The 20315-nt window shown below is 73.0% G+C and carries 16 protein-coding genes and 3 tRNA genes; 7 read left to right on the forward strand and 12 right to left on the reverse strand.

Going from position 1 to position 20315, the window contains the following annotated elements; genetic code table 11:
* Positions 1-749 (reverse strand): ADP-ribosylglycohydrolase family protein (locus NBM05_RS09430; RefSeq protein ID WP_254166779.1); only part of this gene is annotated, 749 nt, incomplete at its 3' end.
* Positions 750-813: 64 nt separating this feature from the next.
* Here NBM05_RS09430 and NBM05_RS09435 point away from each other — a divergent pair.
* The 3 genes from NBM05_RS09435 to NBM05_RS09445 are packed head-to-tail and all read left to right on the forward strand — an operon-like array spanning position 814 to position 6475.
* Positions 814-1965, forward strand: coding sequence for an exonuclease SbcCD subunit D (locus NBM05_RS09435; RefSeq protein WP_254166780.1), 1152 nt, complete (start codon positions 814-816; stop codon positions 1963-1965).
* The gene (locus tag NBM05_RS09440) at positions 1962-5102 is read left to right on the forward strand and encodes an AAA family ATPase (RefSeq protein ID WP_254166781.1); all 3141 of its coding nucleotides are present in this window, start codon (positions 1962-1964) and stop codon (positions 5100-5102) included. The genes NBM05_RS09435 and NBM05_RS09440 overlap by 4 nt, the downstream gene beginning before the upstream one ends.
* Entirely contained in the window at positions 5099-6475 is a 1377-nt protein-coding gene (locus NBM05_RS09445; RefSeq protein ID WP_254166782.1) for an MFS transporter, read from the forward strand. Before NBM05_RS09440 ends, NBM05_RS09445 begins: the two co-directional genes overlap by 4 nt.
* 85 nt (positions 6476-6560) lie before the next feature.
* Here NBM05_RS09445 and NBM05_RS09450 read toward each other — a convergent pair whose 3' ends face one another.
* From NBM05_RS09450 to bcp, 8 genes are all read right to left on the reverse strand, one after another.
* The gene (locus tag NBM05_RS09450) at positions 6561-7214 is read right to left on the reverse strand and encodes an MBL fold metallo-hydrolase (protein WP_254166784.1); all 654 of its coding nucleotides are present in this window, start codon (positions 7212-7214) and stop codon (positions 6561-6563) included.
* Positions 7215-7216: 2 nt separating this feature from the next.
* A complete protein-coding gene (locus tag NBM05_RS09455; RefSeq protein WP_254166786.1) occupies positions 7217-8317 on the reverse strand; it encodes an S-(hydroxymethyl)mycothiol dehydrogenase in 1101 nt (366 codons plus the stop codon).
* A gap of 163 nt (positions 8318-8480) precedes the next feature.
* A complete protein-coding gene (locus tag NBM05_RS09460) occupies positions 8481-9182 on the reverse strand; it encodes a hypothetical protein (RefSeq protein WP_373689317.1) in 702 nt (233 codons plus the stop codon).
* Positions 9183-9418: 236 nt separating this feature from the next.
* On the reverse strand, positions 9419-10489 hold the full coding sequence (locus tag NBM05_RS09465; protein ID WP_254166787.1) for a YihY/virulence factor BrkB family protein: 1071 nt from the start codon (positions 10487-10489) through the stop codon (positions 9419-9421).
* Positions 10490-10655: 166 nt separating this feature from the next.
* Positions 10656-12218 (reverse strand): malate:quinone oxidoreductase, encoded by a 1563-nt coding sequence (locus NBM05_RS09470; protein WP_309248150.1) that lies wholly within the window; start codon positions 12216-12218, stop codon positions 10656-10658.
* 117 nt (positions 12219-12335) lie between these two features.
* Positions 12336-13949, reverse strand: a complete 1614-nt coding sequence (locus NBM05_RS09475) for an ABC transporter substrate-binding protein (RefSeq protein ID WP_254166790.1) — start codon at positions 13947-13949, stop codon at positions 12336-12338.
* 95 nt (positions 13950-14044) lie between these two features.
* Positions 14045-14127: transfer RNA gene (locus NBM05_RS09480), tRNA-Leu, on the reverse strand.
* 169 nt (positions 14128-14296) lie between these two features.
* On the reverse strand, positions 14297-14791 hold the full coding sequence (gene bcp / locus NBM05_RS09485; RefSeq protein ID WP_254166791.1) for a thioredoxin-dependent thiol peroxidase: 495 nt from the start codon (positions 14789-14791) through the stop codon (positions 14297-14299).
* 200 nt (positions 14792-14991) lie between these two features.
* Here bcp and NBM05_RS09490 point away from each other — a divergent pair, with 200 nt between their 5' ends.
* Entirely contained in the window at positions 14992-15456 is a 465-nt protein-coding gene (locus NBM05_RS09490) for a MarR family winged helix-turn-helix transcriptional regulator (protein WP_254166792.1), read from the forward strand.
* A 150-nt stretch (positions 15457-15606) separates the two neighbouring features.
* On the opposite strand, the gene NBM05_RS09495 is transcribed toward NBM05_RS09490, so the two are convergent.
* From NBM05_RS09495 to NBM05_RS09505, 3 genes are all read right to left on the reverse strand, one after another.
* Positions 15607-15679: transfer RNA gene (locus NBM05_RS09495), tRNA-Lys, on the reverse strand.
* Between the two features lie 41 nt (positions 15680-15720).
* Positions 15721-15793 (reverse strand) — tRNA-Lys (locus NBM05_RS09500).
* 209 nt (positions 15794-16002) lie between these two features.
* Positions 16003-16452, reverse strand: a complete 450-nt coding sequence (locus NBM05_RS09505; protein ID WP_254166793.1) for a hypothetical protein — start codon at positions 16450-16452, stop codon at positions 16003-16005.
* A 372-nt stretch (positions 16453-16824) separates the two neighbouring features.
* Here NBM05_RS09505 and NBM05_RS09510 point away from each other — a divergent pair, with 372 nt between their 5' ends.
* From NBM05_RS09510 to ilvC, 3 genes are all read left to right on the forward strand, one after another.
* Positions 16825-18642, forward strand: a complete 1818-nt coding sequence (locus NBM05_RS09510; protein ID WP_254166795.1) for an acetolactate synthase large subunit — start codon at positions 16825-16827, stop codon at positions 18640-18642.
* A gap of 3 nt (positions 18643-18645) precedes the next feature.
* On the forward strand, positions 18646-19155 hold the full coding sequence (ilvN, locus tag NBM05_RS09515) for an acetolactate synthase small subunit (RefSeq protein WP_254166797.1): 510 nt from the start codon (positions 18646-18648) through the stop codon (positions 19153-19155).
* 128 nt (positions 19156-19283) lie between these two features.
* Positions 19284-20309: a ketol-acid reductoisomerase gene (gene ilvC, locus NBM05_RS09520; protein ID WP_254166799.1), complete on the forward strand. Its 1026-nt coding sequence runs from the start codon at positions 19284-19286 to the stop codon at positions 20307-20309.
* Positions 20310-20315: the final 6 nt, after the last annotated feature.

Raw genomic sequence — 20315 nt, forward strand, 5'->3', positions numbered from 1 at the left:
CCGGTGAGGAGCTCGCGCACGTCGTCGAGCCCTCGCGCGAGCGCCCGGGCCGGGGACGGGACCTCGAGCGGCGCGTGCGGCACCTCGGGCGCCGCGCCGGGCGTCTCGCGGGGGGTGGAGGCTGCCTCCCGCGGGTCGGAGGCCGCCCCGGCTGCGTCCCGAGGCTCCTCCGCCCGGACCGCGCAGGCCCGCAGGAGCAGCGCCCACACCATCCCGGTCGCGAGCGCCTCGGGGTGGCCGTGGGTCAGGCAGGTCAGGTTGACGGCCAGCTGTCCGAGGTGGGCGGGGGAGTCGCGCGGGTGCACCGCGAGCGGGACGAGGCGGTCCATGAACGCCGCGTCGTCCAGGTCCCCGAGCTCGTTGCGGCCCGGGTACTGCAGCTGGGCCAGCGCCAGGGCCCGGCGCAGGCCCGGCAGCTCGAGGCGGGGGCCGGCGCCCGAGGCGGCCAGCGCCTCCGCCACGTCCCCCTCCCACCACGAGGGCGGGGGAGTCGGGGCCCCGCTCTCGGTCTCCACGCCCAGGGCCGCGGCCCAGCGCAGCTGCTCGAGCCACACGGAGGCGGTCTCGTCGGCGTCCTGGCCCGCGGCCGCCCAGCGCAGCACCTCGGCCAGGCCCTCGGAGACCGCGACGAGGCCGGCCGCCTCCGCGACGGGCCCCCCGCCGGCCAGGGACCACAGGTCGCCCACCAGGGCGGGGTAGGCGGAGCGGGCGGGCGGGGGCGCGGGGAATCCGACGTCGTGGGGGTGCATACCCCCATCGTAGAAGCCTGTGGACGATGCGCGCCGCGGCTCGGGCTCGGGTTAGGTTGAGAGCATGAGAATTCTGCACACCTCGGACCTGCACCTAGGGCGCTCGTTCCACGGCCGCTCGCTGTTCGAGGACCAGGAGGCCATCCACGGCGAGCTGCTCCGGGTGTGCGAGGAGCGCGGGGTCGACGTCGTCCTGGTCGCCGGCGACGTCTACGACCAGGCCTCCCCCCGCACCGAGGTCATCGACCAGTTCTCCCGGCTGCTCACCGGGCTCGCCCGCCGCGGCGTGCGGACCGTGCTGACCAGCGGCAACCACGACTCGGCGGCGCGCCTCGGATTCGCCGCGGGCCTCCTGGAGACCGCCGGGGTGCACCTGCGGACCCGCCTCGAGGACTGCGCGCGCCCGGTGGAGCTGTCCGAGGACGTGCTCGTCTACGGCATCCCCTACCTGGACCCGCGGGCCAGCGCCGCGCGCCTGGGGGTCGAGCCGACGCACGGCGAGGTGCTGCGGGCCGCGCTCGACGCCGCCCGGGAGGACCTCGCACAACGCCGCGCGGACCGCCCCCGGGTCAGGGCCGTGGTCATGGCCCACTGCTTCGCGGTGGGCGCGGAGCCCAGCGACTCCGAGCGGATCCTCGCCTCGGGGCACCTGGGGGCCGTCCCGGCGTCGCTCTTCGAGGGCTTCGACTACGCGGCCCTGGGCCATCTGCACGGCCGCCAGCGGGTCGCGGAGACGGTGCGCTACAGCGGCTCGCCCCTGCGCTTCTCCTTCTCCGAGACGCGCCAGACCAAGGGCTACTGGCTCGTGGACCTCGACGCCGGGGGCCTGCGGGTCGAGGGCGGCGAGTGGGAGCACCAGCTGCCCCTCGCGCAGCTGCGGGGGAGCCTCGCGGAGCTGCTCGAGGCCCCGGAGCACGCCTGGGCGGAGGGGGCGCTGTGCCAGGTCACCCTCACGGACGAGGAGCGCCCGGCGCACCCGATGGAGCGGCTGCGCGCGCGCTTCCCCCGCACCCTGGAGCTCGCGTTCTCCGGGCTGCGGGCCCGGGAGGAGGTCTCCTACGCGCGCCGCATGGCCGCCGCCCGGACCCCGGGGGAGGCCTGCGAGGCGTTCTACGACCGCGTGCGGGGCCGGGCCCTGGACGAGGCGGAGCGGCGGGACACGGCGGACGCCGTGGCCGAGGCCGTGCGGCGCGAGGCGGGGGAGGAGGCCGCGTGAGGCTGCACCGGCTGTCCATGACCGCCTTCGGACCCTATCCGGGCCGCGAGGAGATCGACTTCGAGCCCCTCAACGAGGCCGGCCTGTTCCTCCTGACCGGCCCCACCGGGGCGGGCAAGTCCACGGTGTTCGACGCCGTGTGCTTCGCCCTCTACGGCTCGACCACCTCGCCCGAGAACAGCAAGGGGCTGAAGAGCGCGTTCGCGGGGGAGGCCGTGCGCCCCGTCGTCGAGCTCGAGCTCACGGTGGGGACCGAGCGGTACCTCGTGGCGCGCACCCCGGCGTGGCGTCGCCCGTCCCGCCGGGCCCGCGCCGGGTGGGTCTCGGAGGAGGCGCAGGTGTCCCTCTCGCGCCGCGGGCAGGACGGCGCGTGGGAGGTCGTCGCGACCAGGAACGACGAGGCCGGGCAGCACCTGCAGGAGCGGATCGGGCTGAACCGCGAGCAGTTCTCCCAGGTCGTGATGCTGCCGCAGGGGCGGTTCGCCCAGTTCCTCGCGGCGAGCTCCTCCGAGCGCGAGGGGATCCTCCGGAGGCTCTTCCCGACGAGCCTGTACGGGACCGTCCAGGAGGTCCTGCGCGAGCGGGCCCAGCGGGCGGAAGAGGAGCTGTCCCGCGGGGAGGACGGGGCGGCGCGGGCCGAGCAGGCGCTCGCCGACGCGCTGCGGCGGCAGGGCCTGGACGCCCCCGAGGCGGGGCCCCGGGGAGCGGTACGCGCGGGCGCGCGAGCGGGTCGAGGACGCGCTGGGCCGCGCCCGCGGGCTGCGCGGGAGCGCGCCGAGGTGGCGGCTGTGGCCCGGCGGAGGGCCGAGGACGCGCACCGGGCCGTCGCGGAGTGGGAGGAGCACCGGCGACTCGCGGACCGGGCGCGGGCGCTCGAGCGCTCGGCCGAGGGCCGGCGGCGGGACCGGACGCTGCTGGCCGCGGCGGAGGCCGCCGAGCCGGTGCTGGCCGCCGCCGAGCGGGCGCGCGGCACCGGGAGGAGGAGTCCGCCCGCCGCCGCGAGCTTGCGGGGAGGCGCGGCGCGCCGCCGAGCTGCGGGGCCGCCCCACCTGGGTGAGCCGCCCCGCCGCGGAGGAGGCGGCGCGGGAGGAGCCTTCTGGGCCGCCGAGACGGAGGCGCCCGTAACTGGTGCGTTCGAGACCGGGACGCCCGTGACCGGTACGCCCGAGACCGGTGCGTCCGGCACCGGTGCGCCCGTCCCGGACGAGGGGCGCCCCGGACCGCCGCCCCCACCCACCTGGAGGACCTGGCCGAGCGCGCGCCGGCTCGCGGAGGCGGCGCGCCGGCTCCGCGAGGCCGAGGACGCGGACGCCGCCGCGGCGGCCCTCGAGGAGGAGGCCGCCGCACCGAGGGAGGCGCGGCGGGCGGCCGGGCACCAGGAGCGGACCGAGGCCGCCCGGACCGAGGCCGAGTCCGCGCGGCGGGAGCTCGAGCACCGGGTCGAGGCGGGCGCCCAGGCACCGGCCCGCGAGGCCGAGGCGCGGAGGCCCTGGAGGCCACCCGCGCGCTGGCCGCCCAGCTCGGGCGAGTCGAGGCCCTGGGGGCGAGGCCGAGCTGGCCGAGCGGCGTCGTCGGGAGCGGTCCGCAGAGCACGAGCGGCTCCTGGCCGCGCGCTTCGACCGGGCGGCCTCGACCCTGGCCGAGCGCCTCGTCTCCGGCCGGCCGTGCCCCGTGTGCGGGGGCCTGGAGCACCCGCGCCCGGCCCTCGCCGAGCCCGGCGAAGAGATCACGGAGGCGGCCGTCCGGGAGTCGGCGGCGCGGCGCGAGACGGCGGAGGCCTGCGCGCGCGAGGCCCTGGCCCGGCACGCCGAGGCCGTGAGCCGCGCGGAGTCCCTGCGCGGGGCCGGGGCCTCGGAGGACCCGGACGCGGCCGAGCGGCGCGCGGCACAGGCGCGGCGCGCCTCGAGGAGCACGAGCGGGCCCGCGCCGAGCGCCCCCGCCGCGTCGAGGAGCTGGCGCAGCTCGACGCCGCCCTCGAGCGCCATCGCGAGGGCCGCCGCACCGCGGAGCTCGCCGCGGAGACCGCCCGGACTCGGCACGCCCAGGCCCGGGAACGGGCGGAGACGCTGCGCTCGGCACTGGGCGAGACGCCCTCCGCGGCCGAGCTCGCGGAGCGGGAGCGGGCCGTCGCCGAGCTCGACCGCGCCGCTCACCGCGTCCTGCTGCTCCGGGACCGGGCCGAGGCCCTGCGGCAGCGCAGCGCCTCCGACGCCGCCGAGCTCGCGGCCCTGATCGGCGGCAGCAGGTTCGACGACGAGGAGTCGGCGCGCGCGGCCGCCCTGCCCGCCGCCGACGCCGAGGCACTGCGGGAGCGCATCCGGCGCGAGGAGGAGGAGGCGGCGCGCGTCGACGAGTCCTGGAACGCCCCCGCCCACCGGCGCCTGCTGGAGCGGATCGAGCGCGGCGAGGAGGAGCCCGAGGCCTCCGGCCTGCGCGAGCTCCGCGAGCGGGCCGAGGCGGCCGAGGCCGCGCTCGAGGAGGTCGTCGCGGAGCTCGCCCGCCTGGAGTCCCTGCACGCCTGGCTCGCGGCGCAGGAGCGCGCCGTCGGCGCCGAGGCCGAGCGCACGACCGCGCTGCGGGAGCGGGCGGCGAGCCTGCGGGACCTGGCCGACGTCGCGGCCGGCAACGGCTCCGAGAACCGGCTGAAGATGTCGCTGACCACCTACGTCCTGGCCGCGCAGCTCGAGGAGATCGCCGCGGCCGCCTCGGTGCGCCTGCACCAGATGACCTCCGGGCGCTACACCGTCCGCCACACCGACGCCGCGGCCCGGCACGGCGCCCGCTCGGGGCTGGGCCTGGAGGTCTTCGACGCCTGGACCTCCGAGGCGCGCCCCGCCTCGAGCCTCTCGGGGGGCGAGACCTTCATGGCCTCGCTGTGCCTCGCGCTGGGGACGGCCGACGTCGTGCAGGGTCGTGCCGGGGGCATCGAGATCGATACGCTGTTCGTGGACGAGGGCTTCGGGACCCTCGACGAGGCCACGCTGGAGCAGGTCATGGACGCGCTCGAGGCGCTCCGGGAGCACGGGCGCGTCATCGGCGTCATCAGCCACGTCGCGGACATGAGGTCGCGCGTGCCCCAGCAGGTGAGGATCAGCCGCTCCCCGAGCGGCTCCACGATCGAGGTGAGCGAGTCATGAGCATCGACGACAGCGGAGCGGTCCCGCGGCCCCCGGCCGGCGAGGCGCCCCGGGCGCCGGAGCGCGACGGGCCGCGGGGCGTCCTGGAGCGCCTGCGCCTGCTGACGCGCCTCGCGGGGCTCAGCTACCTGGCGATCACGGTGATCGCTCGCCTGCCCATGGCCATCCTGCCGCTGACCACGCTGGTCATGATCGTCTCCTGGACCAACGAGATCCTGCTGGGCGGGTACGCGGCGGGCATCGTCGCGCTGAGCATCGCCGTGGCCGTGCCCGTCTACGGCATCGTGACCCACAAGGTCGGGCAGCGGATGGTGCTGCTGTTCTGCGTGGTGGCCAACATCTTCGCGGTGCTCTGGCTCATCTCGGAGTCCTACACGCTCGCGGAGGAGGGGGAGGGCTCGGCGCCGCGGCTGCTGATCGCGTGCGCGGTCACGGGGGTCACGACGGCGCCGGTCGCCGCGCTGGCGAGGATCCGCTGGGCCTTCGAGTCCCAGCGCCTGTCCTCGCGGACGCTGCTGAACTCCTCGCTCGCCTTCGAGTCGGTGGCCGACGTCGTCGCGATCGTGCTGGGCGCGGCCATCACGGGCCTCGTCTCGGTGTTCTGGCTGCCGTACACCACGCTGTTCCTCGTCATCGGGATCAACCTGCTCACGGTCACGGCCTTCGCGGTGATCAGGATCCGGGGGACCCAGGTCGCGCAGACCCGGCCCGCCGAGGAGGAGCCGTGCGCCACGGCCCGCGTCCGCCAGCGGCTCATCTGGTTCCCGGTGATCGGCATGGGGACGCTCGGGCTGCTGCTGGGCTCCATGCAGTCCTCGCTCGTGAGCTTCGCCATCAATTTCGACGCCGTGAACACCGTGGGCCTGCTGTACGCGATCCTCGGCATCAGCTCGCTCATCGCGGCCCTGATCGTGATCCTGCTGCGCGTGCGCATCTGGAGCTGGGCCTCCTGGCTGATCGCGGCGCTGCTGCTGACGCTGGTGAGCCTGCCGGTGTCCGTGCCGGACTCGCTGCCGACCATGGCGCTGGCGCTGGTCGCGGAGGGGATCGTGGTGGGCGTGGCGCTGGTGGTGACGGACTCGGTCGCCATCTCGGTCGCGCCCACCCGGATGCTCGACGTCGTCATGACCTCCACGATCGCCGCGCTCCTGACGGGCACGGCCCTGGGGCTGACGTGGGGGGCCTCGCTGGGGGAGTCGCTGGGGTACAACTCGGCGCTGCTGCTCCCGCTGCTCAGCGCGGTCGGCTACCTCGTGCTGGCCCACCTCTACGGGTACTTCTGGCGGCGGCACTTCGAGGAGCCGATGCCGCGGGTGGGCCCGGACGGGCGCGTCCCGCCGGAGGGTCCGCGGCACGCGGCCGACGCCGAGTAGGCCGGCCGGCCCGCGACGCGTCAGGGCCCGGCGTCGCGCTCCTCGCGGGGAGCGGACACCGGGCCCTGACGAGGCGCGGGGCGGCTCACTCGCCCCGGTCGAGCCACTCCTGGCGGTGGGGAGCCTCGTCGCCGATCCTGGTCGCGGGCCCGTGGCCGGTCAGCACCGACGTCTCGACCGGCAGCACCAGCAGCCGGTCGGTGATCGAGGCGACGATGGTCGGGAAGTCGCTGAACGAGCGACCCGTGGCCCCGGGCCCGCCCTGGAACAGCGTGTCGCCGGAGAACACCACCGGCGTCTCACCCTCCCAGGCCAGCTCGGGCCCGTAGAAGCACACCGAGCCCGGCGAGTGGCCGGGGGTGTGCAGGACCTCGAGCTCGGTGTCGCCGACCGCGATGCGCTGGCCGTCGGCCAGGTCGGTCGTCTCGGGGGCGTCCTCGCCGTGGGCCAGCCGCCACAGCGGGGCCTCCTCGGGGTGCAGGTGCACCGGAGCCCCGAACCGCCGGCCCGCCTCGGGGGCGAGCGCGCTGTGGTCGTCGTGCGCGTGGGTCAGCAGCACCGCCTGGACGGTGCGGTCCCCGACCAGGCGCGCGACGGCGTCGAGGTCGTGCGCCGGGTCGATCACGACGCAGGCGGAGTCGTCGCCGACCACCCACACGTTGTTCTCGACCTCCCACGTGCCGCCGTCGAGCGAGAAGGTGCCGCTGGTCTCGGTCCGGTCGATCCTCACGTCCGTCACGCTCACACCTCCGCGACGTCGACGACGGAGCGCAGGACCCGGCCCTGCTGCATCTTCTCGAACGCGGGCTCGATGTCCTCGAGACCGATGCGCTCCGAGACGAAGGCGTCGAGGTCCAGCCGGCCGAGCCGGTACTGGTCCACGAGCATCGGGAAGTCGCGCGAGGGCAGCGTGTCCCCGTACCAGGCCGACTTGATCGAGCCGCCGCGGGAGAAGATCTCGTCGAGGGGCATCTGCAGCACGGTGCCGGGCTCGGGCACGCCGACCAGCACCACGCGGCCCGCGAGGTCCCGGGCCCGGAAGGCCTGCTCGAAGGTCGCGGCGATCCCGACGGCGTCGATCACCAGGTCCGCGCCGAAGCCGCCGGTGAGCTCGCGGATCGCCTCGACCGCGTCGGTCCCGCGGGAGTTGACCGTGTCGGTCGCGCCGAGGCCGCGCGCGGTCTCGAGCTTCTCGTCGTCGATGTCGACCGCGATGATGGTCGTGGCCCCCGCCAGGGCCGCGCCGGCGATGGCGGCGGTGCCGACGCCGCCGCAGCCGATCACGGCCACGCTCTCGCCGCGCTTGACGGCGCCGGTGTTGATCGCGGCGCCGATCCCGGCCGTGATGCCGCAGCCCAGCAGGCCCACCGCGGCGTACTGGTCCTGGTCGAGGTCGCCCTCGATCTTGGTGCACTGCCCGGAGGCCACCAGGGTCTTCTCGGCGAACGCCCCGATGCCCAGGGCCGGCTCCAGCTCGGTGCCGTCCTCGAGCGTCATCTTCTGCTCGGCGTTGTGGGTCGCGAAGCAGTACTGCGGCTCGCCCTTGGCGCACGCCCGGCACTCGCCGCACACCGCGCGCCAGTTCAGCACGACGCGGTCGCCCGGCTCCACGTTGGTCACGCCCGCGCCCACGGCCTCGACGACGCCGGACGCCTCGTGGCCGAGCAGGAACGGGAAGTCGTCGCTGACCCCGCCCTTCTTGTAGTGCAGATCCGTCTGGCACACCCCGCACGTCAGGACCTTGACCAGGGCCTCGCCCGGCCCGGGATCCGGGACGTTGATGGTGGTGACCTCCACGGGTGCGTCCTTGCTGCGGGAGATGACCGCCTTGACCTGTTGCATTCCTGGGGCTCCTCACTGTCGATTCGGACGGCCCGGCAGCCCGCCGGGGCGCCGTCGGTGTCCAGTCAATCACAGGGAAGGGGGTCGGGTCCCGCGTTTCAGAGGGGCGCCGCGCGGCCGTCGTCGAGATGGCCGCGGGCGGCCCGGGCGAAGACGCCGGAGGTCAGGGCGTCCACGTGGGTGCGCCCCGGCAGGTCGAGGAACCGGGAGCCCGCGGGCAGGAGGCCGGCCAGCGCCTCGCCCCGGCGGCGACGCGGTCGGCGCCGCCCAGGGCCAGGAGCACCGGCTGGGTGGGCGGGGGCCGCGGATCGAAGCGGTCGCGCCCGAACGTGCGCGCGAAGCGCACCAGCCCGGCGCGGGGGAGGTCGGAGGCCTCCAGCAGCCCGCGCACCGCGGCCGGCGCGGCACCCGCCGGAGGGGAGGCCCCGAGCGAGGGGCCGCCTCGGGAGGGGAAGCGACCCCCGGCAGCGAGGTCGTCCCCCGCGGCGATGCCGCTCTGGGCGACGAGCTCGTCCCGAGCGCCGAGGCCGCCCCCGGCGACCAGATCCGCCAGGGGGTCCCCCGCGGGCAGCCCGCCGAGCGCGAGGCGGCGGACGAGCCGCGGCTCCAGGGCCGCCAGCTCCCAGGCCAGGCGGGCGCCGAAGGAGTACCCGAGCACGTCCACCCGGTGCCCGCCCGAGGCACCGGCGGCGGCCAGGGCCGCCTCGCCCAGGGCGTCGAGCAGGTCGTGGACCGCGGGCGAGCCGGGGCCCGCGGGGCCGAGGTCCAGCGTGCCCGTCCGGGCGGCGTCGTCGTCCTCCCCGCCGAGCCGCGGGTCCTCGTGCCACGGCAGCTCCACCAGGACGACGTCGCGGTCCCGCCCCACGCGCCGCAGCCACCCCGTATCCGCCCAGCACCGGGAGGCGGTGGTCGCGAACCCGTGCAGGGCCAGGAGCGGCGTCTGCTCCGCCGGCGATGCCGCGGCGCGGAGGGTCCAGCGCAGCCGCGCCGGGGCGGCCGCATCCGCCGCTACCGCGTCCGCCCGGGCGCCGTCTGCGCCGATGCCGTTCGCCCCGGGGCCGTCCGCCCCGATTCCGTCCGTCTCTGCCCCGTCCGCCGCTATTACTTCTCCTCGGAGTAGTCGATCCGGTCGTTGTCCAGCCGCAGGGCGCGCCCCTGCTCGACCAGATTGCTGCGCGCGTCCTTCATCTTCTCCGCCTGGCGCACGTCGCGCGGGGGCAGGCGGAGGTGGTCCTCCGCCTTGATGCCCGCCTGCAGCTCCCGGGCCCGCTCCAGCTCCGAGTCGATCACCGCGCCGAAGAGCAGCACGTTGTTCATGATCCAGATGAGCAGCAGCATCACGATGACGCCGCCGAGCGTGCCGTAGGTGGCGTTGTAGTTGCCGAAGTTCGAGACGTAGAAGCCGAAGGCGGCACCGGCGACGGCCATGAAGACCAGCGCGAAGATCGCCCCGGGGCTCAGCCAGTGGATCTTGGGCTGCTTGATGTTCGGCGTCGCGTAGTAGAGCAGCGCGATCAGGACCACCGCGAAGAGGACCAGGACCGGCCAGCGGGCCCAGTTCCAGACCATGACCGCGGTGTCGCCCAGGCCGATGAAGTCGCCGAAGAACCTCAGCACGTCGCCCGAGCTCAGGACCAGCAGCATCATGATGACCACGATCACCACCATGATGAAGGTGACCAGCAGGTAGAACGGGCGCAGCTTCCAGATCGGCCGCCCCTCGACGACGCCGTACACCCGGTTCAGCGCCCGGCCGAAGCCGCCGACGTACCCCGAGGCGGTCCACAGGGCGCCCACGACACCGGTGATCAGGGCGAGGCCCGCGCCGGTCGAGGTGGTCAGTTGGGTGATCGGGCCCTCGATGAGCTGCATCAGGCTGCTCGGCGCGTAGGGCTGGATGAAGTCGAGGATCGCCTGCGTGGTCTCCTCGCCGCGTCCGAAGACGCCGAGCAGGGAGACGACGGCCAGCAGCCCGGGGAAGATCGAGAGCACCGTGAAATACGTGAGCGAGGCGGCCAGGTCCGTGCACCCGTTGCTCGTGAAGGAGTTGAGGGCCCGCTCGAAGATGTAGCCCCAGCCGGGCTTGGAGATCTTCGCGATGTTGTCAGGCTTCTCGCGGTGGGCGGAGGCGGATTCCCCCGCCCGGTCGATGGTCTGGTCTGTCAGTTCCATGGCTGCTTCCCCGTAACGGAATCGTGCGCCGCTTCCCGCGGTGATGGGTGATTGACTGGGCGTGACGCCCCTGGCTCAAACGTACCCGAATCCGCGTGCAAAAGCGCCGCCGGGCGCACCCCGCGAGGGGCGCGCCCGGCGGCGCTCGAGAACCGTGGGCCGTGCGTCAGTTCCGGATGTTCAGGACCCGGGCCGTGTGGTTCATCAGCTCCTCGGCCAGCTCCGGCTCGTCGTTGAGCTTGTGCCCGTAACCGGGGACCAGCTCGCGGATGCGGGGGCTCCAGGCCTCGACGCGGTCCGGGAAGCACTGCTTGACGAGGTTCAGCATGATCGGCACGGCGGTGGAGGCGCCGGGGGAGGCGCCGAGCAGGGCGGCGATCGAGCCGTCGCCCTTGGTGATCAGCTCGGTGCCGAACTGCAGGACGCCGCCGCGCTTGGCGTCACGGCGCATGACCTGCACGCGCTGGCCCGCGGTGATCATCTCCCACTCGCCCTCGGTCGCGTCCGGGTAGTACTCGCGCAGGGCGTCGAACTTCGACTTCTGGGACTTCGCCAGCTCGGTGACCAGGTACTTCACCAGACCGAGGTTGTCGAGGCCCGCACGCGTCATCGGGTAGATGTTGTCCGGCCGGATCGACTTCGGCAGGTCCAGCAGCGAGCCGTGCTTGAGGAAGTTGGTCTTGAAGCCGGCGTAGGGCCCGAACATCAGGGAGCGCTCGCCGTTGACGAAGCGGGTGTCCAGGTGCGGCACGGACATCGGGGGCGCGCCGGCCGAGGCCTGGCCGTAGACCTTGGCATCGTGCTGGGAGGCGGTGGCCTGGTGGGAGTTGCGCAGGAACAGGCCGGAGACCGGGAAGCCGCCGAAGCCCTTGCCCTCGGGGATGCCAGACTTCTGCAGCAGGTGCAGGGCGCCGCCGCCGGCGCCCAGGAAGACGAACTTGGCGCGGACCACGAGGTCGTCGTCGGGGTTGAGGCGGTTGGCGACCTGCAGGGTCCACGAGCCGTCGGACTCCTGGCGCAGGTCCTTGACGTCGTGGCCGAAGCGCACCGAGGCGCCCTTGGCCTCGAGGTGGTCGGTGAACTGCTGGGTGAGGTTCGCGAAGTCGACGTCGGTGCCCTCGGGCGAGTAGTTGGCGGCGACGGCCTCGGAGGCGTCGCGGCCCTTCATCGTCAGGGGGGCCCACTCGGCGATCTCGGCCTGGTCGGTCGAGAACTCCATCTTCTCGAAGAGCTTCTGCGGGGCCAGGGCCTCGTAGCGCTTCTTGAGGTAGCGGCTGTGCTCCTCGCCGAAGACCAGGGACATGTGGGGGACGGGGTTGATGAAGCCGGGGTCGGCGATCTTCCCCTCCTCCACCAGCGTCGTCCAGAACTGGCGGCTGATCTGGAACTGCTCGTTGATGTTGAGGGCCTTGGCGGGGTCCACCCGGCCGTCCTTGCCCATCGGGGAGTAGTTCAGCTCGCACAGGGCCGAGTGCCCGGTGCCGGCGTTGTTCCAGGGGTTCGAGCTCTCGGCACCCACCCGGTCCAGGCGCTCGAACATCGTGATGTCCCAGGTCGGCTCCAGCTCCTTGAGCAGGACGCCGAGGGTGGCGCTCATGATCCCGCCGCCGATGAGGGCGACGTCGGTGGTGTGCGTGGTGGTCACGGTGGCATTCTCCTGTGCTGCCGCTCCGCGGGTGCGCGCGGCTGGTCCTGGCGTCCGCCCATGCTGCGACGCGACATGGGCGATCGCGACTCGTGTGGTGAGCTGCTGTGGTCCCGGGCCTTTAGGTTATCGTCCGCGGCGGGCCCGGGCGACACGGCGCGGGAACGGGGCGGGGAACCGGTAAGCCCCTCCCTTCGGAGCCTAGTCCTGAACCTCCACGTGGGCGAAATTCTCGACGCCCGTCGCGGAGAGCGGGTACTGGCGCACGCGCTGCGACAGCGCCACCGCCGAGACGGGGAACGCGAGTGGCACCGCGAGCATCTCCTCGGCCACCCGCTCGTTGATGCTGCGGTACAGGTCGGAGCGCTCCTGGCCGTCCGGCAGCGCCGCCGCCCTGCGCACACGGGCGAAGAGCTCCTCGTCGCGCGCGCCGAGGAGCGGGTTCTCCTGGCCGAACAGGGGCGAGACGAAGTCGGCGGGGTCGCGGTAGGTGCCCGTGATGCCGGTCAACGCCAGCGCGCGGGAGGAGTCCTCGCCGGCGATGCGCTTGAGATAATTGTCACCCCAGCGCACCGGGACGGGGCGGATCGCGAAGCCGGCCTCGACGAGGTCCGCGGCGATCTCGGCGTACACGGCCGCCGGCTGCTGCAGGTAGGGCAGCGAGACGTCCGTGGGGTAGTAGAAGGTGAGCTCCTCGCCGTCGTACTCCGACTCCTCGAGCAGGCTCTTCGCCAGACCCTGGTCCTGGCGGTAGGCCGAGCCGGTGTCCTCGCCGCCCACCTGGAACAGCGCGGGGGTGAAGTCGTTGGCGACGTTGGTCCCCTCCGGGTAGTAGCCGCGGGCCACCGCGCCGCGGTTGATCGCGTGGGCGACCGCCTGGCGCACGCCGCGGTCCTTGAGCGGGCCGAAGTCCTGGTTCAGGGCGAGGAAGGCGACGCAGTAGGGATCGCGCTGCTGGACCTGCATGCCGCGGCGGGCGAGGCTGACGAAGTCGTCGAGGCCGACCTGGTCGTACCCGTCGACGTCCCCCCGCACCAGGTGGTAGTACCGCTTGGCCGCGCCGGTGATGGAGGTGAACGCGAGCTCGTCCAGCTGGGCGGCCTCGCCCCAGTGGTCGTCGAACCGGCGCAGGGTCACGGTCCCGCCCTCGCGCTCGCCCATGCGGAACGGTCCCGTGCCCACCGGATGCTCGAGGTAGGCCTCCTCGTCCTCGAACGCCGCGGGGGAGCCGATGCCGAAGGCCGGCTGGGTGAGAGCCTTGAGCAGGGGCGGGTAGCGGTCGGCGATGCGCAGCACGACCGTGCGCTCGTCCGGCGCCTCGCAGCCCTGGTAGATGGAGTCGCGGGGCTCGCCCTCCGGCGTCGAGGAGCGGAAGATGCTCTGGTAGGTCGTCTGGCTGACGTTCTCCGCGCGGGTGTTGCGCAGCCAGCGCTCGAAGTTGCGGGCGACGGCGTCGGCGGTCAGGTCCGTCCCGTCCTGGAAGCGCACGTCCTGGCGGAGGGTGAAGGTGTAGGCGAGGCCGTCGGGGGAGATGCTCCACGACTCGGCGAGGTGCGGCACCGCGGTGCCTGTGTCGGGATTGGCGCGCACCAGCGGCTCGAGGATCTGCGCGGCGATGCGGGAGGTCTCCAGGGTCGCGGTGACCGAGGGGTCCAGCGTGGGGGCCTCGGCGGCGTTGGCGAAGACGAAGCGCACGGGGTCTGCGGACGCAGCGCCCCCGGGGGTGGCCGGGTCGGCCTCGTCGGAGCACCCCGCCAGGGCGAGGGCCGGGACGCCCAGGCATCCGGCGAGGAAGCGGCGTCGCGTGGTGTTCACTGGACCTCCTGGGCGCTGATGCCGACGGCGCGGCGGCGCCGGCGTGCCCCACGGCGGCGGGGCGGGCGGGCGAGGAGCTCGCCCGTTGGCTTGAGTGCGCGAGGCGGGACTTGAACCCGCACGCCTTTCGGGCACAGGAACCTAAATCCTGCGTGTCTGCCAATTCCACCACTCGCGCGCGCCCCGTGGGGCCTGAGAGATTCTACATGAGGCCCGCTCGGCTGCGCCGTTCGGAGGGGCCCGCAGGTGGAGCCTGCTCGGCGGTGGCCGCTCGGAGGGGCCCGCTGGGCGGGGTCGCTCCGTGAGGCCGTTCGAAGCGACCCGCCGGAGCGGGCGGGTCCCGGGCCTCAGCCCTCGGCCGCCGGCGCCTCCAGGCCCAGGTCCCGACGCAGCTTGGCCACGTGGCCCTTGGCGCGGACGTTGTACTGGGCCTGCTCGACGCGGCCCTCGGCGTCCAGCACGAACGTCGAGCGGATCAGCCCCTCGTAGACCTTGCCGTAGTTCTTCTTCTCGCCCCACGCCCCGTAGGCCTCCGCGACGGCGTGGTCGGCGTCGGAGAGCAGGGGGAAGGGCAGCTCCTGCTTCTCGGCGAAGGTCGCCAGCGCCTTCCCGGCGTCGGGGGAGACGCCGACGACGCGGTAGCCGTGGGACTGCAGCGCGGCGAGGTTGTCGCGGAAGTCGCAGGCCTGGGTCGTGCAGCCGGGGGTCGAGGCCTTCGGGTAGAAGTAGACGATCACGGGCGCGCCCGCGTAGTCGGAGAGCGAGACGGTCCGCCCCTCCGCGTCGGGCAGGGAGAAGGCGGGCGCGGGGTCTCCGGGGGCGAGGCGGGCGGTGTCACTCACGGTGGTCTCCTGGGCGTCGTGCGGCTGGGGTGGGGTCCCTCGGCGAGGGGTTCCCCACGACCCTACCGCCTGACGGACGCGCCGTGGCGGGCGGTGGGGGAGCGCCTGCGTGGCGAGCGCCGGGGGCGGCAGACTATGATGCTTGCATGCCACAAATCCGGGAATGGTCGATCAGCCGTCTCATGTCGACGGCGGCCCGCATGTTTGAGTACAACTGGAACCGCGAGCTGCAGTCGCTCGGGCTGACCCATGCCGGCGTCATGGCGCTGGACGTGATCAGCCGGGAGGGGAGCCTGACCCAGGCGCAGGTCGCCCACAAGGTCGGGGTCCAGGCGCAGACCATCGGCAAGACCCTCTCCCGGCTCGAGTCCTACGGGCACATCGCGCGGGAGCGGAACACCGCCGACCGACGCAGCTACCTCATGGTCATCACCGACAAGGGCCGCGCGGCCCTCGGCGAGGCCCTGCAGATCGAGCAGCAGCTCGCGGGCACCGGTGTGCTGGAGCACGACGAGCTGCGCAACGCCCTCGAACAGGTCATCCGGGACCTGTCCAACACCGACACCATGCCGCTGCAGGTCGTGCAGGACACCATGGCCCACCTGCCCGAGGACTCGCGCATCGTGGCGGAGGACCTCAACAGCAGCTCGAGCGCCTCGGCCTGAGCCCGGCTCCGTCCGCGTCGTCGTCTCCGGCGGCGCGGACGGAACGGCGACGCGGGGATCGGCGTCCGAGCCGGACGGCATGCCGCACCGGACCTCCCCGGGACGCGAAGAAGCCCGGCCACGCTTTTCGCATGACCGGGCTTCGCTCGGTGCGCCCCCTGGGACTCGAACCCAGAACCCATTGATTAAGAGTCAATTGCTCTGCCAATTGAGCTAGAGGCGCCCACCTGACGGTGAACGAACGGCCGACGAGGCGACCATCCGTGCGCCCCCTGGGACTCGAACCCAGAACCCATTGATTAAGAGTCAATTGCTCTGCCAATTGAGCTAGAGGCGCCTGCCGTAACGGGCGGAGAAGATCGCCGCCGCGTTTTGCAACGAAAAGAGACTATACGCGGGGACCCGGGGGCGTGCAAGCCGGAACGCGCCGGTGTGACGCACCCGACCCTCGGGCGTTCCGGGCGGGGCGAGCCGGGCCGCGCGGCGTCGCCGGCAGGGCGTGGACGCGGACCGCCGGGAGCGGATCCGGACCGCCCGGGAGCGGCCCTAGACCACCTGGCCCCGGATGAAGTCGGTGAAGTCGTCGACGTCGTCCTCCTGCTCCAGGATCTCCTGGCCGCACGGCGTCGTGATCTCCACGAGGGGGGAGACCTCGAGGTCGAAGCGCGTGCCGGAGGTGGTCTCGAGCCGGATGCGCCGGGGCGGCAGCAGCTCGAGCGCGACGGTGTTGGTGTTGTCCGCGGGCATGGGGAGGCCCTGGGAGGTCATCGTGGCGGGATCGAAGGGCGCCAGGACGAGTTCGGCCGGGGCGCGGCGGTAGCCCACGATGAAGTGGCGCTGGTCGGGGCTCTGGTGCTGCACCACCGAGTCCTCGAGGTGCTGCGCGGAGCCGGAGGCGTAGAGGAGGTTGTAGGCACCGTAGTTCATGACCTGCTCGTCGAAGATCGCATGCAGGCGCTCGGGGAGGGGCGCGTGGCGGCCCGTGGCGTCGGACATGCGCCCCAGTGTAGTAGGCGCCCCTTGGGGCTCCCCAGGCGCGGGTCGCGCCGCGTCGCACGGTGACGCCGCGCCTTTCATATTCTGGGACCGAGTTTGACCGGACCTGTGGATCGGGACATGATGTATCGCATGGCACAACGTGGATCGGTCGTTCTCCAGGACGTACGCGTCTCGCTCCTTATTGCGGGTCGCGCGGAAGTCCTGGGCTGAAGAACCCGACCAGTCCACCGCGCGAACCCCTCACCGAACACCCTGGTGGAGGGGTTTTTTACTGCCAGCACGCGAGGACACCGACTCGCGACCCGTCCAGGGCCCACACCACAGCCTGGTCAGCATGAACTGCCACGCACACGATCAAAGGACGATCACATGAGCAAGGAATCGTCAGTGACGCCGGCGACTCTCGCCGCGGCCGCGAGTGCTCCGAAGTCGGGGCCCGAGCGCATGACGGGCTCGCAGGCCGTCATCCGCACCCTGGAGAAGCTCGGGGTGACGGACGTCTTCGGCCTGCCGGGCGGGGCCATCCTCCCCACCTACGACCCGCTGCTTGACTCCGACGTCATCAACCACATCCTGGTCCGCCACGAGCAGGGCGCCGGCCACGCCGCGCAGGGCTACGCGATGGCCACCGGCCGGGTCGGCGTCTGCATCGCCACCAGCGGGCCCGGTGCGACCAACCTCATCACGCCCCTGGCCGACGCCCACATGGACTCGGTCCCCATGGTCGCGATCACCGGCCAGGTCTCCTCCAAGGTCCTCGGCACCGACGCCTTCCAGGAGGCGGACATCGTCGGCATGACCATGCCGGTCACCAAGCACTCCTTCATGGCCACCCGCGCGCAGGACATCCCGCGGATGATCGCGGAGGCCTTCTACATCGCCTCGACGGGCCGCCCGGGGCCGGTCCTGGTGGACATCACCAAGGACGCCCAGCAGGGGCTCATGGACTTCGAGTGGCCGGTGCAGATGAAGCTGCGCGGCTACCACCCCGTGGTCAAGGGCCACAACAAGCAGGTGCGCGAAGCCGCCCGGCTCATCGACCAGGCCGAGCGCCCCGTCCTGTACGTCGGCGGCGGCACGCTGCGCGCCCACGCCTGCGAGGAGCTGGCCCAGCTCGTCGAGCTGACCGGCGCCCCCGTGGTCACCACCCTGACCGCCCGCGGGGCCTTCCCGGACTCGGACCCCCGCAACCTGGGGATGCCCGGCATGCACGGGACCGTGCCGGCCGTGGCCTCGATGCAGCAGTCGGACCTGCTGATCGCGCTCGGGGCACGCTTCGACGACCGGGTGACCGGCGTCGTCGAGTCCTTCGCGCCCGGCGCCAAGGTGGTCCACATCGACATCGACCCGGCCGAGATCTCCAAGATCCGCTTCGCCGACGTGCCGATCGTGGGCGACCTGAAGACCGTGATCCCCGAGCTGATCGACGCGCTCAAGGCCCACCGCGCCGAGAGCGAGCCCGCCGACCTCACCGGCTGGTGGGCCGTGCTGAACCGGCTCAAGGACGAGTACCCGCTGGGCTACGTCCCGACCGACGACGGGCTGGGCTCCCCGCAGCACGTCATCCAGCGCATCGGCGCCCTGTCCGGGCCCGAGGCGATCTACGCCTCCGGCGTGGGCCAGCACCAGATGTGGGCCGCCCAGTTCGTGGAGTACGAGCGCCCCCACGCGTGGCTGAACTCCTCCGGGCTGGGCACCATGGGCTACGCGATCCCCGCGGCCATGGGCGCCCAGGTGGGCGAGCCGGACCGCGTGGTCTGGGCGATCGACGGCGACGGCTGCTTCCAGATGACCAACCAGGAGCTCGCGACCTGCGTCATCAACAACATCCCGATCAAGGTCGCGGTCATCAACAACTCGTCGCTGGGCATGGTGCGCCAGTGGCAGACCCTCTTCTACGAGGGCCGCTACTCGAACACGCACCTGAACACCGGGCACGACACGATCCACGTCCCCGACTTCGTCAAGCTGGCCGAGGCCTACGGCTGCGCGGCCTTCCGCTGCGAGTCGGACGACGACGTCGACGCCGTGATCCAGCAGGCCCTGGCGATCAACGACCGCCCCGTGCTGATCGACTTCACGGTCAGCCCCGACGCCATGGTCTGGCCCATGGTGCCCGCGGGCGTGTCCAACGACGCGATCCAGGTCGCCCGCGAGACCACGCCCGACTGGACCCAGGAGGACTAACACATGGCCCGTCACACACTCTCCGTCCTGGTCGAGGACACCCCGGGCGTGCTCGCCCGCGTGTCCGGCCTGTTCGCCCGCCGCCAGTTCAACATCGACTCGCTGGCGGTCGGCGCGACCGAGGCCCCCGGCATCTCCCGCATCACCGTCGTGGTGGACGCGGACGGGGTGCTCCTCGAGCAGGTCACCAAGCAGCTGAACAAGCTGATCCACGTCTTGAAGATCGTCGAGCTGCCGCCGGAGACCTCGGTGCAGCGCGAGCACATCATGGTCAAGGTCCGCGCCGACGCCGCAACCCGGCTCCAGGTGACCCAGGCCGCCGATCTCTTCCGCGCCCAGATCGTCGACGTCTCCACCGAGTCCGTCGTGATCGAGGCCACGGGAGCCCCGGACAAGCTGTCCGCGCTCCTGGACGTCCTCGAGCCCTTCGGGGTCAAGGAGATCGCCCGATCCGGAACCCTGGGTCTGGCCCGCGGCCCCCGCTCCATGAGCGAGAAGGTCCTCCGACACTAGAGCGGACCTGAACATCGCGGCGGACGCCGGCCGGTAGGCTGTAGAACTGCGGTCGGCTCCGCCCACCACCCCCATCGCCGCGGGGCGCCACGCCCCGCGGAGACAACGACTGAGGAGAACACATTCTCATGGCTGAAATCTTTTACGACGACGACGCGAATCTCGCCAACATCCAGGATCGCTCCGTGGCCATCATCGGCTACGGGTCGCAGGGCCACGCCCACGCCCTGAACCTGCGGGACTCCGGCGTCGACGTACGCATCGGCCTGGCCGAGGGCTCGTCCTCGAAGGCCAAGGCCGAGGCGCAGGGCCTGCGGGTCCTGTCGGTCGCCGATGCGGTCAAGGAAGCCGACATCGTGATGATCCTGACCCCGGACCAGGTCCAGGCGCAGATCTACAAGGAGTCCATCGAGCCGAACCTCGAGCCGGGCAACGCCCTGTTCTTCGCCCACGGCTTCAACATCCGCTTCGGCTACATCGAGGCCCCCGCCGGCGTCGACGTCGCCATGGTCGCCCCCAAGGGCCCGGGCCACACCGTGCGCCGCGAGTTCGAGGCCGGCCGCGCCGTGCCCGCCCTCGTCGCCGTCGAGAAGGACGAGACCGGCCACGCGCTCGACGTCGCCCTGGCCTACGCCAAGGGCCTCGGCGCGACCCGCGCCGGCGTCATCAAGACCACCTTCACCGAGGAGACCGAGTCGGACCTCTTCGGCGAGCAGGCCGTGCTGTGCGGCGGCGTCTCCCAGCTGGTCCAGTACGGCTTCGAGACCCTGACCGAGGCCGGCTACCAGCCCGAGATCGCCTACTTCGAGGTGCTCCACGAGCTCAAGCTGATCGTCGACCTGATGTGGGAGGGCGGCATCGCCAAGCAGCGCTGGTCGATCTCCGACACCGCCGAGTACGGCGACTACGTCTCCGGCCCCCGGGTCATCGACCCGAGCGTCAAGGAGAACATGCAGGCCGTGCTGTCCGACATCCAGGACGGCACCTTCGCGAAGCGCTTCATGGACGACCAGGCGGCCGGTGCCCCCGAGTTCAAGAAGCTGCGCGAGAAGGGCGAGTCGCACCCGATCGAGAAGACCGGCCGGGAGCTGCGCAAGCTGTTCTCCTGGAAGGACTCCGACGCCGACTACACCGACGGCTCGGCAGCCCGCTGAACCGCC

This window comes from Rothia santali (assembly GCF_024199905.1).
In the GTDB taxonomy this organism is placed as follows: Bacteria; Actinomycetota; Actinomycetes; order Actinomycetales; family Micrococcaceae; genus Rothia; species Rothia santali.

Bases quoted from the DNA above. Each gene is read 5' to 3' on its own strand.
- NBM05_RS09435 (WP_254166780.1), top strand. From the start codon at position 814: ATGAGAATTCTGCACACCTCGGACCTGCACCTAGGGCGCTCGTTCCAC.
- NBM05_RS09465 (WP_254166787.1), bottom strand. From the start codon at position 10,489: ATGGAACTGACAGACCAGACCATCGACCGGGCGGGGGAATCCGCCTCC.
- NBM05_RS09510 (WP_254166795.1), top strand. From the start codon at position 16,825: ATGAGCAAGGAATCGTCAGTGACGCCGGCGACTCTCGCCGCGGCCGCG.
- NBM05_RS09505 (WP_254166793.1), bottom strand. From the start codon at position 16,452: ATGTCCGACGCCACGGGCCGCCACGCGCCCCTCCCCGAGCGCCTGCAT.
- NBM05_RS09445 (WP_254166782.1), top strand. From the start codon at position 5,099: ATGAGCATCGACGACAGCGGAGCGGTCCCGCGGCCCCCGGCCGGCGAG.
- ilvC (WP_254166799.1), top strand. From the start codon at position 19,284: ATGGCTGAAATCTTTTACGACGACGACGCGAATCTCGCCAACATCCAG.
- NBM05_RS09455 (WP_254166786.1), bottom strand. From the start codon at position 8,317: ATGCAACAGGTCAAGGCGGTCATCTCCCGCAGCAAGGACGCACCCGTG.
- NBM05_RS09490 (WP_254166792.1), top strand. From the start codon at position 14,992: ATGTTTGAGTACAACTGGAACCGCGAGCTGCAGTCGCTCGGGCTGACC.
- ilvN (WP_254166797.1), top strand. From the start codon at position 18,646: ATGGCCCGTCACACACTCTCCGTCCTGGTCGAGGACACCCCGGGCGTG.